The sequence below is a fragment of the Amycolatopsis jejuensis genome, assembly GCF_000717335.1.
Classification (GTDB): domain Bacteria; phylum Actinomycetota; class Actinomycetes; order Mycobacteriales; family Pseudonocardiaceae; genus Amycolatopsis; species Amycolatopsis jejuensis.
This window is the reverse complement of record NZ_JNYZ01000005.1, coordinates 397,090-412,069: the sequence shown is the minus strand read 5'-3', so window position 1 is coordinate 412,069 and position 14,980 is coordinate 397,090. Positions and strand designations below refer to the sequence as shown.

The 14,980-nt window shown below is 69.1% G+C and carries 14 protein-coding genes; 12 read left to right on the top strand and 2 right to left on the bottom strand.

Annotated elements, in window-relative coordinates; all coding sequences use genetic code 11:
- Positions 1–13 precede the first annotated feature (13 nt).
- The 8 genes from OO71_RS08430 (at position 14) to OO71_RS08395 (ending at position 8,619) form a co-directional block, all read left to right on the top strand.
- Entirely contained in the window at positions 14–805 is a 792-nt protein-coding gene (locus tag OO71_RS08430) for an IclR family transcriptional regulator (RefSeq protein ID WP_033289033.1), read from the top strand.
- Between the two features lie 104 nt (positions 806–909).
- The gene (locus OO71_RS08425) at positions 910–1,707 is read left to right on the top strand and encodes an SDR family NAD(P)-dependent oxidoreductase (RefSeq protein ID WP_033289032.1); all 798 of its coding nucleotides are present in this window, start codon (positions 910–912) and stop codon (positions 1,705–1,707) included.
- 27 nt (positions 1,708–1,734) lie between these two features.
- Entirely contained in the window at positions 1,735–2,673 is a 939-nt protein-coding gene (locus tag OO71_RS08420; RefSeq protein ID WP_211260462.1) for a substrate-binding domain-containing protein, read from the top strand.
- Positions 2,670–4,187 carry a sugar ABC transporter ATP-binding protein gene (locus tag OO71_RS08415; protein ID WP_033289031.1) on the top strand — a complete coding sequence of 506 codons (1,518 nt, stop codon included), beginning with the start codon at positions 2,670–2,672 and terminating at the stop codon, positions 4,185–4,187. Before OO71_RS08420 ends, OO71_RS08415 begins: the two co-directional genes overlap by 4 nt.
- Before the next feature lie 5 nt (positions 4,188–4,192).
- Positions 4,193–5,170: an ABC transporter permease gene (locus tag OO71_RS08410; protein ID WP_033289030.1), complete on the top strand. Its 978-nt coding sequence runs from the start codon at positions 4,193–4,195 to the stop codon at positions 5,168–5,170.
- Positions 5,167–6,198, top strand: a complete 1,032-nt coding sequence (locus OO71_RS08405) for an SDR family oxidoreductase (RefSeq protein WP_033289029.1) — start codon at positions 5,167–5,169, stop codon at positions 6,196–6,198. The genes OO71_RS08410 and OO71_RS08405 overlap by 4 nt, the downstream gene beginning before the upstream one ends.
- 11 nt (positions 6,199–6,209) lie before the next feature.
- Positions 6,210–7,934, top strand: a complete 1,725-nt coding sequence (locus tag OO71_RS08400) for a flavin-containing monooxygenase (protein WP_211260461.1) — start codon at positions 6,210–6,212, stop codon at positions 7,932–7,934.
- Between the two features lie 37 nt (positions 7,935–7,971).
- Positions 7,972–8,619 carry a TetR/AcrR family transcriptional regulator gene (locus OO71_RS08395; RefSeq protein ID WP_033289027.1) on the top strand — a complete coding sequence of 216 codons (648 nt, stop codon included), beginning with the start codon at positions 7,972–7,974 and terminating at the stop codon, positions 8,617–8,619.
- Here the strand turns inward: OO71_RS08395 and OO71_RS08390 are convergent.
- Both OO71_RS08390 and OO71_RS08385 read right to left on the bottom strand, forming a co-directional pair.
- Positions 8,613–9,509 carry an MBL fold metallo-hydrolase gene (locus tag OO71_RS08390; protein ID WP_033289026.1) on the bottom strand — a complete coding sequence of 299 codons (897 nt, stop codon included), beginning with the start codon at positions 9,507–9,509 and terminating at the stop codon, positions 8,613–8,615. The genes OO71_RS08395 and OO71_RS08390 overlap by 7 nt on opposite strands.
- Before the next feature lie 17 nt (positions 9,510–9,526).
- Positions 9,527–10,303: an IclR family transcriptional regulator gene (locus OO71_RS08385; RefSeq protein WP_033289025.1), complete on the bottom strand. Its 777-nt coding sequence runs from the start codon at positions 10,301–10,303 to the stop codon at positions 9,527–9,529.
- Positions 10,304–10,381: 78 nt separating this feature from the next.
- Between OO71_RS08385 and OO71_RS08380 the strand changes: the two genes are divergently transcribed.
- The 4 genes from OO71_RS08380 to OO71_RS08365 are packed head-to-tail and all read left to right on the top strand — an operon-like array spanning position 10,382 to position 14,980.
- Positions 10,382–11,515 (top strand): acyl-CoA dehydrogenase family protein, encoded by a 1,134-nt coding sequence (locus tag OO71_RS08380; RefSeq protein ID WP_033289024.1) that lies wholly within the window; start codon positions 10,382–10,384, stop codon positions 11,513–11,515.
- Positions 11,512–12,585, top strand: a complete 1,074-nt coding sequence (locus OO71_RS08375; RefSeq protein WP_051791308.1) for an alcohol dehydrogenase catalytic domain-containing protein — start codon at positions 11,512–11,514, stop codon at positions 12,583–12,585. Before OO71_RS08380 ends, OO71_RS08375 begins: the two co-directional genes overlap by 4 nt.
- Positions 12,582–13,577 carry a substrate-binding domain-containing protein gene (locus OO71_RS08370; RefSeq protein WP_033289023.1) on the top strand — a complete coding sequence of 332 codons (996 nt, stop codon included), beginning with the start codon at positions 12,582–12,584 and terminating at the stop codon, positions 13,575–13,577. Before OO71_RS08375 ends, OO71_RS08370 begins: the two co-directional genes overlap by 4 nt.
- A gap of 11 nt (positions 13,578–13,588) precedes the next feature.
- Positions 13,589–14,980, top strand: a complete 1,392-nt coding sequence (locus OO71_RS08365) for an FAD-binding oxidoreductase (protein WP_033289022.1) — start codon at positions 13,589–13,591, stop codon at positions 14,978–14,980.

Below are 14,980 nucleotides of genomic sequence, written 5' to 3'. Positions count from 1 at the left end.
ATAATCTTCCCCGGTGACGAACGAAGGAAGCATGATGCTGGTCCGCAAGGTGTCGCAGTTGTTCGACCGCCTTGCGCAGGGAGAAGCGAGCGCGGCGGAGCTGTCGGAGGCCGTCGGCGAGCCGCGGAGCTCGATCTACCGGCTGCTGTCCAGCCTGCAGGCCGAAGGACTCGTGGAACAGGGCTCGAAACGGGGCCAGTTCCGGCTCGGCTTCAAGCTGCTCACGCTCGGCACGGCGGTGGTGTCCCGGTTCGACGAGCGGGAGTTCGCCCAGCCGGTGATGGAACGGCTGCACGACCTCACCGGCGAGACGGTCTTCCTGTGCGTCCGGCGCGGTGACGAGGCCGTGTGCATCGAGCGGCTGGCCGGGAAACGCGTGCAGTCCTTGGCTCTGCAGCTCGGCGGCTCGCTGCCGCTGCACGCAGGCGCCGCCTCGCGTGCGCTCCTGGCGTTCGCCCCCGAGACCGAATGGGAGGCTTACCTGCAGCGCAACCAGCCGCTGTCCCGGTTCACCGCCTCGACGCCGTCCGAGCCCGGCGCCCTGCGCAAACTGCTGCGGCAAGCACGTACCGACGGCTGCACGATCAGCGACCAGGACGTCACCGTCGGCGTGGCCGCGATCGGTGTGCCGGTGGTCGACTACCGCGGTGACGTCCGGGCCGCGGTGTCCATCAGCGGCGTCCGCGAATCGATCCTCGGCGACGACTACGAACGCTGGCGCGAAGCACTGATCGAGGCCGGGAACGAAGTCTCGCGGGCGCTGGGCGTACAGCTCGCGGGACAGAACATCGCCCGCTTCAGCTGAGTCCATCCGACCGCCACGTCTCGTTAATTCTTCTCATCCACTAGACATCTAGTCCTCCAAGTGAGAATCTCTGAACCAACGGAGAGACCCTCAAGGAGGCATGGATGGTCAACGACGACTTCTCCGGCCGCGTCGTGGTCGTCACGGGCGCGGGCGGCGGGATCGGCCTGGCGTGTGCCGAGCGGATGCTGCTCGCGGGAGCCCGGATCGTCGGCGCGGACCGGGAACCGGGCGGGCTCGAGCAGCTCGCCGCCGCCCACCCCGGCCGGGTCCGCGCCGCCCGGGTCGACCTGCGCACCCCCACTGGCGCCCAGGAAATGGCCACGCTCGCGCTCGACGCGTTCGGCCGCGTGGACGTGCTCGTGAACAACGCCGGTGTCGCTCCCGTGCGCACCGGTTTCCTCGAAACCTCCGACGAAGACTGGGCGTCCACTTTGGAGCTCAATCTCCTCGGTTACGTCCGTGCCTCCCGCGCGGTGCTGCCCGCCATGTGCGAGGCAGGGTCCGGCGTGCTGGTCCACATCGCCTCCGAGGCCGCGCGCATGCCCAACCCCCGGCTGCCCGACTACAGCGTTTCCAAGGCCGCCGTGCTGATGCTGTCGAAAGTGCTGGCCGCGGAGTTCGCCCCGCGCGGGATCCGGTCCAATGTGGTCTCCCCGGCGTTCGTCCGCTCCCCCATCTACGACCGGCCGGGCGGGCTCGCCGACAGCCTGGCCGAGGAGTTCGGCGTCGACCGGGAAACCGCGCTGCAGCGGTACGTCGAGCTGAACCGGATCCCGCTCGGGCGGCTCGGCACGGTCGGTGAAGTGGCCGAAATGGTGGCGTTCCTGGCCGCCGACCGCGCGAGTTTCGTGTCCGGCGCGAACTTCTGCGTCGACGGCGGCGTGACGCCGGTCGTCTGAAAGCCCTGCGAAGACAAGGAAATGACCATGAACAGCTTCATTCGCCGCTTCGGCGCGCTCTGCGCAGCCGGGCTCGCCGCGGCCGCGGTGCTGACCGGATGTGCGTCCGGGTCCGCTTCCAGCGGCGGTAAAATCACGATCGGGGTCACTCTCAACGCGGCCTCGAACCCGTTCTTCCTCGCCGAGGGCAAAGCCATCGAGGAAGCGGCCGCCGCAGCGAACATCTCTGTGTCGGTGCAGTACGCCAACGCCGACGTCGCCACCCAGAGCAACCAGATCGGCACCTTCATCCGGCAACGGGTGAGCTCCATCGTCGTCGACGCGGCCGACTCCGAAGGCATCGGCCCGGAGATCCTGCGCGCCAAGCAAGCGGGTATCCCCGTCGTCGCAATCGATGTGGCCGCAACGGGTTCCGACGCGAGTGTGACGAGTGACAACGTCCAAGCCGGTCGCGACGCATGCGCGTACCTGTTCCGTGAGCTCGGCGGCAACGGCAAGATCGCGATCGTGGACGGCTCGCCGGTGTCGGCGATCAGCGACCGGATGGCCGGGTGCAAGGAAGCACTCGCAAAGGCGCCGGGGATCAAGGTGGCGGCAACCCAGCGCGCCGATCTGACCAGGGACAAGAGCATGGACGTCGCCGGGAACATCATGGCCGCGCACCCCGATCTCGACGGCTTCTTCGGCGTCAACGACCCCACCGCGGTCGGCATTGCCCTTGCCGCCCAGCAAAAAGGCCTCAAGCTCAAGGTTGTCGGGGTCGACGGCGCCAAGCAGCTGACCGACCTCTTCAGCGGCGGCCTGCTCATCGGCACCTCCGGCCAGGACCCGGCGAAACTCGGCCGCACCGGGCTGGATCTCGCGATCAAACTGGCGCACGGCGAGAAGGTTTCCCCCGCCCCCGTCCTGATTCCCACCACGCTGGTCACCCCGGACACAATCGCGAAGTACCGGAGCTGGGGATGACCGCGGCGCAGCAGGTGCAGGCCGAGGCGGCGGTGCGGCTCGACGGCATCACCAAGTCGTTCGCCGCCAACCCGGTGCTGCGCGGGGTGTCGCTCGACCTGCGGCCCGGCGAGGTGCACGTGCTCGCCGGGGAGAACGGCGCGGGGAAGTCCACGCTGATCAAGGTCCTCACCGGCATCCATGCGCCGGACGACGGGCAGGTCGTGGTGGACGGTGCGCCGGTGCGGTTTGCCGGACCCGGCGACGCGCGGCGGCGCGGGCTCGCGGTGATCCACCAGGAGCTCAGCCTGGTGCCGGAGCTGACCGTGGCGGACAATCTCGTGCTGGGCCGTGAGCCACGCCGCCGCGCAGGCCGGCTCGACCGGCGCGCCGCGCGGGCGCACGCCGTCGCCGCGCTCGACCGCGTGGGTGCCGCCATCGATCCCGGGACCCGGGTCGCGGAACTCAACACCGGGCAGCAGCAGCTGGTCGAGATCGCCCGCGCGCTCGCCGAGCGGCCCCGGGTGCTGGTGCTGGACGAACCGACCGCAGCGCTGTCCGACGAAGAAGCCCGTACGCTGCTGCGGATCGTGGCCGAACTGCGCGACGAAGGCCTCGGCCTGCTGTACATCAGCCACCGGATGGCGGAAATCACCGCCATCGCCGACCGGGTGACCGTGCTGCGCGACGGATGCGTTGCCGGCACGATGACCCGCGACGACCTGAGCGAGGACCGCATTGTCACCGCGATGGTCGGCCGGGTGGTCGAAAACCTTTACCAGCACGGTGATCGCGGCATCCCAGCCGACATCAGGCTGCGGGTCGAGGGCCTCACGTCAGCCGCCGTCCGGCCGTGTTCGTTCGACGTCCGGGCAGGCGAGGTCGTCGGGCTCGCCGGGATTGTCGGCGCCGGACGCAGTGAATTGTGCCGTCTGGTGGCGGGTTTCGATCGGCCGTCCGGCGGACAGGTCACTGTGGACGGTCGCGTGGCCGACCCGAGCCGGGCGACCGCTGCCGGGATCGTGATGCTGCCGGAAAGCCGTAAGACACAAGGGCTTTTCCTGCAGATGTCCATCGGCGACAACGTCTGTCTCGGCACTGACCTGGGCAGGCGCGCGTTCGGCCGGACGTCGGCCGCGCTGCGCAGGCAGGCCGCCCGTGGTTACGCCGAACGCATGCGGATCAAGGCGACCGGACTGGACCAGCGGGTCGGCGAACTGTCCGGCGGGAACCAGCAAAAGGTGCTGCTGGCGCGATGTCTCGCGCGCCGTCCGTCGGTGCTCATCCTCGACGAGCCGACGCGCGGGGTCGACATCGGAGCGAAGGCCGACATCTACGAGCTCGTCAACGAAGCTGCCGCGCAGGGGGTCGCGGTGGTGCTGATTTCGTCGGAACTGCCCGAGGTGCTCGGGCTCGCCGACCGCGTGCTGGTGATGAGCGGCCGGGCCATCGTCGCCGAGCTCGCCGGGACCGCATTGACCGAAGAGAACGTGATCCGGCACGCCACCGGCCGTACCGAACCCCTTCCGAGGTGAACGTCATGGGATCCATCGTGCTGACCGACCGGCCCCCGCTCCGGCGGGCGAAGCGCGTCACCGACTGGCTCGGGGTGTCGGGCGCGCTGGTCGTGCTCGTGCTCCTGTTCGCGATCGTGGCACCGTATTTCTTCACCGTCGAGAACGTGCTCGACATCGCCCGGCAGATCGCGGTCACCGCCATTCTCGGCGCGGGGCTGACGTTCGTGATCGTCACCGCGGGCATCGACCTGTCCGTCGGCTCGGCCGTGGGCGTCACCGCGTTCACTGCAGTTGTCCTTGCCCTGCATGGGGTTCCGGCACCGCTGGCCCTGCTCGCCGCACTGGCTGCCGGGGCGATCGTGGGCCTGGTCAACGGGGTGCTGGTGGCCAGGCTCGGGCTTGCGCCGTTCATCGTGACGCTGGCCGCCCTCACGTACCTGCGCGGCATTACCTACGTCGGCACCAACGGCACCACACTGTTCTCCACCGAGCTGAGCTACGCGGCGCTCGGCAGCGGCACGGTCGCGGGTGTTCCGATTCCCGTGCTGATCATGGCCGCCGTCTTCGCCGCGGGCTGGTACCTGCTCAACCGGACAGTGTTCGGCCGCTGGGTCTACGCCGTCGGTGGCAACGCGGAAGCCGCGCGGCTGGCCGGAATTCCGGTGCGGCGCGTGCTGCTGGCGGTGTACGTGCTCGCCGGGCTGTGCGCGGCCATCGGCGGGATCATCACGTCGGCGCGCCTGCAGAGTTCCGTCCCCGACCTCGGTACCGGCTACGAGCTCTCCGCCATCGCGGCCGTGGTGCTCGGCGGGACCTCGCTGATGGGCGGGCGCGGTTCCCTCGTCGGCACGTTCCTCGGCGCGGCCATCATGGGCGTGCTGGTGAACGGCATGACGCTGCTCAACATTTCCTCGTTCTACCAGCAGATCATCCAGGGCGCGGTGATCGTCGTCGCGGTCGGCCTCGACCGGCTGCGCACCCCTTCAGGAGGAACCCAATGACCGGAAAGACGCTGGTCGTCGGCGCGCACGGCGTGATCGGCTCGGCGGCCGCGGCCCGGCTGCGCGACGGCGGGCGGGAGGTCGTCACGCTGGCGCGCCGCGGGCCGGTCGAACTGCCCGACGGGACCACGATCGGCGACCACCTCCAGGTCGACCTGCTGGATGCCCCGTTGCAGAGCCGTACTGACATCACCGACGTCGTGTACGCCGCGTACACCGAACGCGAGACGATGGCCGCCACCGTCGCGCCGAACGTTACGATGCTGGCGAACGTGCTCGCGGGGCTGCCCTCCCTGGAGCACGTGGTGCTGATCGGTGGCGGGAAGTCGTACGGAGAGCATCTGGGCGACTACAAAACCCCGGCGAGGGAGTCCGATCCCCGCTTCCTCGGCCCGATTTTCTACAACGACCAGGAAGACCTGCTGTGGGCCGACGCCGCGCGCCGCGGGTACTCCTGGACGGTGCTGCGCCCGGACGGCGTGCTGGGCGTGAGCCTCGGCTCCCCGATGAACCTGCTGACCGGCCTCGCCGTCTTCGCCACGATCAGCGCGCACCACGGCGTACCGCTGCGCTTCCCCGGCACCCCGGCCGCGTGGCGCGCGCTGCATCAGGCGACGGACGCGCGGATCGTCGCCGGGGCGATCGAGTGGGCGCTGGGCAGCCCGGCGGCGCGCAACGAGGTTTTCAACGTCACGAACGGCGACCACTTCCGATGGGAGCACCTCTGGCCGGACCTGGCCGGGTTCTTCGGACTGCCGTCCGCGCCGCCGCAGCCGATGCCGCTGCTCGATCAGATGGCGGACAAGCACGAGGAATGGGACGGGATCGTCGACCGGCATGCGCTGCGGCCGCTGCCGATGACCGCGCTCGCGTCGTGGCCGTTCATCGACGGCTGGCTCGCGAGCGGCGCGGACATGGTGCAGAGCACGATCAAGATCCGCCAGGCCGGTTTCACCGAATGCCTCGACACGCACGACAGTTTTCTCGAGAATCTCGACACCATGCGCAAGCTGCGCCTGATCCCGTGATGGAGACCCGGATGACCCCCGACCTGCTCGCGCTCGCCCGCCGCTGGCTTGACGACCTCGGTGACCTGCTGGCCAGGAACGCCGACGTCGCCGCGTTGTTCGCCGGTGAGTGTCACTGGCGCGACCTCGTGGCGTTCACCGGCGACGTCCGGACCTTCTCGGCCGGGCAGGTGGCCGCGGAGCTGAGCGAGCGCCAGGCGACGGCCAAAGCGTCGGGATTCCGGATCGCGGCCGGACACACTCCCCCGCGGGTGGTCGAGCGCAACGAACTCTCGGTCGTCGAGGCGATTTTCGAGTTCGAATGCGCGGCAGGCAGCGGCATCGGCGTGGTACGGCTCGTCGAGGAACCCGGACCCAGGTACGTGGCCCGGAACCTGTTCACCTCGCTCGACCAGCTCGCCGGGTACCCCGAGCAGATCGGCGCGAACCGGCCGGTGGGCGAACGCGACTCGACGAAGTTCGGCGGGCCCAACTGGCTCGACCGGCGGGTTGCCGCCCGCACGTACGCCGAGCACGACCCGCAGGTACTGGTCGTCGGCGGCGGGCAGAGCGGGCTGGCGCTCGCCGCACGGCTCGGGCAGCTCGGGGTCGACACGCTGGTGGTGGACGCGCACGAGCGGCCCGGCGACAACTGGCGCAAGCGGTACCACGCCCTCACGCTGCACAACGCCATCTGGATCAACGACCTGCCGTACCTGCCGTTCCCGCAGACCTGGCCGGTGTTCGTGGCCAAGGACAAGCTCGCCGGCTGGTTCGAGTCCTATGTGGACGCTTTGGAGATCAATTTCTGGGGCGGGACAAGGTTCGAACGCGCGGCGTACGGCGAAGACCGCTGGGAAGCACACCTCACCCGCAGCGACGGCACGACGCGCGTGCTGCGACCGCGGCACATCGTGATCGCGACCGGGGTCAGCGGCATCCCGTACGTGCCGGAGCTGCCCGGGCTGGCCGAATTCGGCGGCGAGGTCGTGCATTCGAGCGCGTACACCGATGGCGCCGCGCACCAAGGTAAACGCGTCATCGTGGTCGGCACCGGCAACAGCGGGCACGACGTCGCGCAGGACCTGCACGCCAACGGCGCCACCGTCACCATGGTTCAGCGCAGCTCCACCACGATCGTGAGCATCGAACCGAGCGCGGCGCTGGCGGACGCGTCGTATCTGACCGCACCGACCCTCGAGGACAGCGACCTCATCGGGCTGTCCATCCCGTACCCGGACCTGGAGATCGGTGCGAAACAGCTCACCGCACGGATGAAGGAACTCGACCGCGGGCTCGTCGAGGCACTGAACGGGATCGGGTTCCGCACCGACTACGGCGACGACGAAACCGGCCAGCAGATGAAGTTCATGCGCCGCGGCGGTGGGTACTACCTCAACGTCGGCTGCTCGGAACTCCTGATCTCCGGCGAGGTCGGCCTGGTGCAAGCCGCCGACACGGACCGGTTCGTACCCGACGGCCTCCGGATGACCGACGGCACCACGCTGGCGGCGGACCTGGTCGTGCTGGCCACGGGTTACCAGAGCCAGCAGGAAGGCCTGCGCCGCCTGATGGGCGACACAGTCGCTGACACGGTGGGCCCGATCTGGGGTTACGACGACCAGGGCGAGGTCCGGAACATGTGGTGCCGCACGGCACAGCGGGGGCTGTGGTTCACGGCCGGGAACTTCCAGATGTGCCGGACGTACTCGAAGGTACTGGCGTTCCAGCTGCGCCAGGCTCTCGACGAACCGTGAACCGGCCTGGGATCTGGCTACCGTTAAGATTCCCGGTATGGGCAAACCGCGTTACCACCACGGCGATCTGCGCACCGCATTGCTCGATGCGGCTCTCGTGCTGGTGCGGGAGCGGGGCGTCGACGGCTGGTCGCTGCGGGAGGCGTCGGCGCGGGTGGGGGTGGCGCCCAGTGCGGCGTACCACCACTTCGCCTCGCGGGAGGTGCTCGTCGGTGCGTTGTCGCAGCAGGTACTTGCTTCGCTGGGGGAACGGCTGAAACTCGCGGGCGGACGGGCACGCGGGCGGGGCGGTTTTCCCCGGGTGGTCGCGTATGGGCGGGCTTATGTCACGTGGGCGCTGGAGGACCCCGCCATCGCGCGGCTGGCATTCCGGGCCCGGCACACCGATTGGGCAGGTGGGCCGCATCCGCACGACGTGCTGACCGAGGAGCTCGATCGGCTGGTGCGCGCCGGTTCCCTGCCCGCAGCGGCGCGGGAGGGGGCGGAGTTCGTGGTGTGGTCGGCAATCCACGGGCTCGCCGTCCTCCTCCTCGACGGGCTGGCGGAGACCGATGGCGGGCCCGCTCTGGCCGCACAGGTGGAACGAGTCGTGGTGGCGGTGATGACCGGCCTCGCGGCCGAGGGGCGGGAGGTCGCGCGGCCGGTCGTGCATTCGCCGCATACTCGGCGGCTTGAGCCTCAGTGAGGGTCATTCGCATAGAAAGCCCTTACTGCATAACGGATCCACTGCGGCACTTCCCAATCCGGCCACCTCGCAAGCACCTTTGGCTCCACGAGGTCCCCCACCGCCTCCACCTCGACGCCCGCCGCCCGCAGCCGCTGGGTCTCCGCCTGCACGTACCGCAGATACTCACGTACCTCGCCGAGCAGCCCGGCGTCCGTGACCTCCCCATGGCCGGGCACCACCACCGAAGGGCCAGCCGCGATCAGCCGGTCCAGGGCCGCCAGCCAGCGCGGGCCGTCGAAACCGGTGTCGAACGGCGGGAAGTACGGCAGAATCGGGAACATCCGGGTCTCGAAGAGGTCGCCAGTGAAGACGACCCGGTCGTCGATCGTCACGGTGGTGTCGTCGAGGGTGTGCGCCGGGCCCCAGGCCGCCAGCCGGGCGTGGACGCCGCCGAGGTCCAGGTCCAGGGTGGTGTCGTAGGTGACGTCCGGTTCCGCCAACCGCAGGCCGTCGAGCTGGGTGGACACGGCTGGCCCCAGGGTGCGGAAGGCGTCCGCGTAGCTCTGGGCAGGTGAGAGGAGCCGCGCGCGCTGGGCAGTGCTGTAGATGATCGTCGCGACGCCGTCGAAGGCTTGCGCGCCGAAGCCGTGTCCCGGGTCGAGCTGGGTGACCGTGAGGTACAGCCGCCGCCCGGGAGCCAGCCGACGTGCGTGGTCGAGCACGAATTCGCCGTTACGCGGACCCGCGCCGGTGTCGATGACCAGCGCGGCCCGATCGCCCACGACGATCCCGACGTTCGGCACCAGCGGCACCCGGCGGTCCGGGATCACAAAAACATTCCCGGCGACCTGGACCGGGTCACCCTGGACGACCGGCGCCGCGTACTCGTGCGAAGTGGTGCTGCTCATGGCCCACCCTCATCTGATCAGTGTTCAGATGACCGAGGGTAGCACGCCCTGGACACGGCCCGCGCGACGGCGATGACGGCGGGTGCCAAGGCGGCGGGCCGGAACGAGGCAGTGGGGGCGAGCACCGACAGTGCGGCAACCGCGTCACCACCACTTCCGAAAACCGGCGCCGCGACGGACGACATCGGTTCCGGTTTCCGCGTGGACATCGTCGCGATGCCCCGGCGGCGGACGCGGGCCAGCGTCCGGCGCAGCTCGGCGGCGGTCAGGTCCGGTCCCCACGGCAGAGTGAGGTCGCCCGCCAGCACCTCCTCCTGCAGCTCCGGCGGCGCGTACGCCAGCAGGGCCTGCCCGACGCCGGTGATGTGCAACGAAATCCGGGCGCCGACCCGGTAGTACACCGCACCGGCGCGATGTGCCGAAAGCCGCTCGACCAGCACACTTTCCCGCCCGTCACGCACCGCGAGCAGCACGTGCTGGCCGGTGGCGTGGTGCAGGTCTTCGAGGTACGGCAACGCGATCGCCCGCAGGCCGTGCCCGCGCGGCGAGAGCGTGGCGACCTCCAGCAACCGCAGGCCGACCACGAACGTTCCGTCCGCCATGCGCTCCAGCGCACCCCACGCGGCCAGGCGGCGCGCGAGCCGGAGCGTGGTCGCTTTCGGCAGGTCGGCGCGGATGCTCAGCTGCTCCAGGGTCAGCGCTTCGTTCTGTTTCGTGAAGGCCGCCAGCACCCGCAGCGCTCGATCGACGACGGGTTCCCCGTGCGCCGGTTTGCCACCTCGCTGCGGCTTCATGGGCAGACCTCCCGCCGGTCAGGTCATTCAATGAAATCACGGTACTGCCCCGCCGGGCGGAACCGCGATGCTTCCGGCATGAGCGACGTCATCGCGCGGACCGCGGAAACAGTGCTGCGGAGCGCGGAAAACCTCCACGAACTCGTCGACCGCCACGGCGCCGGGAACGACCGGATGGGCAAGATCGCCGACCCTGTCGTGGAGCAGCTTCGCGCCATCGGCGCACTCGGGGTTTACACCCCGCGCGAGCTCGGCGGGGCCGAAATGACGCCCCGGCAGGCGATGGATCTGTTCCGGACCGTCTCCTACGCGGACCCGGCCACCGGCTGGGTGACCTTCGCACTCGGCTTCGCGACCGGACTCGCCGGTGCCTTCCTCCCCGCGGACGTCGCGGCAGACCTGTTCTCGACCCCGCGGGCCGCCTTCGCCGGGCAGGGTACGCGGCCGGGCCGGGCGGTCCCGGTCGACGGCGGCTACCTGGTGAGCGGTGACTGGAGCTTCGCGTCCGGGATCAAGCACGCAACGCACGTGCTGACGGCCGCAACGGACACCGGCACCGGGGAGGCGCGCTGTTTCGTCCTGCCGGTCGGCGAGGTGGACCTGATCGACAACTGGACCGTGCTGGGGTTACGCGGTACCGGCAGCATCGACTACACCCTGCGCGACACCTTCATCCCAGCCGACCACACCTTCGCGACGACGAGCACCGAACCGATCACCGGCGGCAGCCTGTACCGGATCGGGGTCGGCAACTTCGCCAGTCTCAACCACGGCGGCTGGGCACTCGGCGTCGGCCGGAGGCTCCTCGACGAATTCACCACCGGACTGCAGGGGAAAACCGTCAGCGACGCCGTCGCCGAGGATTACGCCACCGCAGAAGCAAAACTGCGGTCGGCCAAGGCTTTCCTGTACGAGGTATGGGAGGAAATCGAAGGCCTGCTGACCCGCGGTGACGCACCGACCATCCGCCTCGACACCCTGAACCGGCTCGCGCTCAACAATGCGGTTTGGCGCGTCGAGGAAATTGCCGCGTTCGTCTATTCCGGCAGTGGCACCCGCGCCTTGCGCGACGGCCTTGTCCAGCGGCTGTTCCGCGACGTCCACGCCGGAACGCAGCACATCACGTCGTCGCGCACGATTTTACAGTGGGCGGGCCGGGAGTTGGCCGGACTGGCGGAGGGGCAACGGTGGGTGCACCACTCGATGAAATGACGGTCCCCGAAAAAATGCGGGCAGTGGTCATGCGCGATTTCGGCGGCCCCGACGTATTGCAGGTCGAAGACACCGCCATTCCGCGTCCGGCCGCCGGGGAAGCGCTCCTCCGGGTGGCCGCGGTGGAGGTCTCGCGGACGCGGGACGTCGCGACCAGGACCGGCGGGCATCCGTTCTCCCGCCAGGTTTCCTTGCCGCACGTGCTGGGCGGGCATTTCGCGGGCGAGGTCGTCTCGGTCGGCGAGGGTGTCGATCCGGCATTGGCAGGAAAGCGAATGGCGGTGATGAACCACCGCACGTGTGGCCGGTGCGCTGCCTGCCGCGCGGGGCGGGACCACGAATGCGGTGACCTGGAAATCCTGGGCATCCACCGGTGGGGATCGTATGCCGAGTACACCACCGCGTCCGCCGGGATTCTGCATCCGCTGCCCGACAACCTCGGCCCGGCCGAGGCCGCCGCGCTCGCCGCCACCGGGCCGGTCGCGCTCACCCAGCTGCGCGCCGCAAAGGCCGGACCAGGCACGACGCTGCTCGTCACCGGCGCGACCGGGGCACTCGCGTCGCTCCTCATCGCGCTCGCCCAGCAGCTCGGGGCGACGGTGATCGGCCTCAGCCGTCGTCCGGACACCGTACGCCCGGCCCCCGGCTTGACCGTGCTCGACGCCACCCGTCCCGACCTGACCGACGCCATTCTCGCCGCCACCGACGGGTTCCTGGCAGCGATCGACAACATCTGCGCACCGGCAGTCTTCGAACGGTACTTTCCGGCGCTGCCCCACGGGTCCAGCGTGGTCGTGTCCGGTGCGATCGGCACGCCGGAAATGCCGGTGCTCCCTGTCCCGGCGCGAGATCTGTACAGCCGGAGCATCTCCATTCTCGGTGTGCGCAGTCACACCGAGGCAGCCGCCGCCGACTTCTGGCAGCTGGTGCACGACGGCTTCCGGTTGCCCGCCGGGCTCGTCCACGAGTACCCACTCGAGGACGCGGCCCGCGCCCACCAGGACATCGAACACGGCGCGACGACCGGGCACCCGGTGCTGGTAACACATCCGACGGGAGAAAACCGATGATACCTTTGAAGGTCGGCGCTTGGCGGTACGACCACACCCGCGCATTGTTCGACGGTACCGCGAAAATCGCGGGCACCGACGCCACTTTCGAAAGCGGGCACATCGTCTCCGAAATCTTCGAGAACATGGTCCGGCACCGCGCTTACGACGCGGCCGAACTCGGTCTCACCTTCTACCTGCGCACCCTCGATCTGCCCGACCCGCCGTTCATCGCGATCCCGGTGTTCCCGAACCGGCATTTCCGGCATTCGGCCATCTTCGTGAACACGTCGAGCGGCATTCGCACGCCGCAGGATCTTGCAGGCAAGACCATCGGCGAATTCGCGACGTACGGCCACGACGCCGGAATCTGGCCCAAGGGCATCCTTTCCGACGACTACGGCGTGAAACCCGAACAGTCCCGATGGATTGTCGGCGGCACCAATCACCCGATGGCACCATTCGATTTCATCCCGTTCCGGTACCCGTCCGAAGTGGACGTGCAACCGGCGCCCGAGGGCCGTACGCTCGACGCGATGCTGGTGGCCGGGGAAATCGACGCCCTGATCACGGCACTGGTCCCGCAAAGTGTGCTGAACGGATCCTCGGACGTCGCCCCGCTTTTCCCGGATGTCGAGGCCGTGGAGCGCGAGTACTACGCGCGGACCGGGATTTACCCGATCATGCACACGGTCGTCATCCGCCGGGACCTCCTCGCCGAACATCCCGAACTGGCCCGCGCGGTGTACCAAGGCTTCTGCGACGCCAAGGACAGTGCGCTGGCGGATTACCGGCGCGGCCGGATGGAACAACAGATGGACGTCATGGTCCCGTGGTTCGACAAGCTGTTCGAGAAAAACCACGCCGCGTTCCCGGAGAACTGGTGGGACCACGGACTCGCCGCCAACCGCGAAAACATCGACACCTTTCTCCGCTATTCGTTCGAGCAAGGCCTCTCGAAGACCCGGCTCACCTGCGAAGACATTTTCGTGCCCGATCTGCTGGACACCTGAGAGGAATCACCATGACCGGCTTTCCTTCGGCGTTCAAGGGCCCGCACTACCGTCCCGGTGATGCGGACTACGAGAACGTCAAGCAGATCTGGAACATGCGGCGCGGCGACCACCGGCCCGCACTCATCGTGCAGCCCCTCGATACCGGCGACGTGGTCGAGGCAGTCAAGCACGCGAACCGGAACGACCTGCCGATTGCCGTGCGCAGCGGCGGGCACGGCATCGACTGCGCCGCCATGCCGCACGACGCGCTGGTCGTCGACCTGTCCCGGCTGAAGGGCATCTCGATCGACCCGGGCACCGGACTGACCACAGTGGACGCCGGGGTCCGGCTCGGCGAGATGGACGCGGCCACCCAGCAGCACGGTTACGTCGTTCCGGCCGGGGTCGTCACGGACACCGGCGTGGCCGGGCTGACCCTTGGCGGCGGCATCGGCCACCTGACCCGGCGGTTCGGGGCCACAGTGGACAATCTGCGGTCCGTCGACGTCGTGACGACCGACGGCCGTACCCTCACCGCCTCGGCCGATTCCCATCCCGACCTGTTCTGGGGCCTGCGCGGAGCCGGGCACAACCTCGCGATCGCCACGTCGTTCACGTTTCAGGCACACCGCGCGGGCCCGGAGGTGATGAGCGGGCTGCTCGTCTATTCCGCCGACGACGCCGTACCCCTCGTCTCAGGTCTGGACGAGGTCATGGCCCGTGCGCCGCGCACCCTGTCGGTCGCGCTGCTGGCGCTGTCCGCTCCCCCGCTGCCGGGGCTGCCGCCGGAAACGATCGGCACGCCCGTCCTGGTCGCGCTGATCGTCTACACCGGACCGCTCGACGAGTACGAGACCGCCATGAGCGGCTTCCGCGCCCTCGCCACCCCGCTCACCGACCTCGTCCGCCCGACGACCTGGCTCGAAGCGAACTCCATTGTGGACCCCTTCGAGCCGCCCGGACGCCGGAACCACCTGCTCGGCGGTTATTTCCCGGAGCTGAACGCAGAAATCGCCCGGATTGCGCTGGCCCGGATCGCGGCCGCGCCCGCTTCCGAAGGCGGTTTGCCGAGCAGCCTGATCACCCTGCCCATTCTCGGCGGCGCCCTCTTCGACCACGACGAGAATTCCACCGCTTTCTCCCGGACCGGCGCCGCGTGGCTCTACGAGGTGTCCGCACATTGGGACGCACCCTCTGCCGACGGCAAATACTCGAGCTGGGTCGAGTCCACCATGGCCGCCTTTGCGCCTTATGCAACCAAGAACTGCTATGTCAACCTCACCGCCGACCGCGGCCCGGACTGGCTGCGCGGCGCGTACGGTTCCGCGGCCAAATGGGATCGCCTTGTCGCCCTCAAACAGACTTGGGATCCGGAAAATCTCCTGCGGTACAACAAGAACATCCCCAGCTCGGGAGAATGA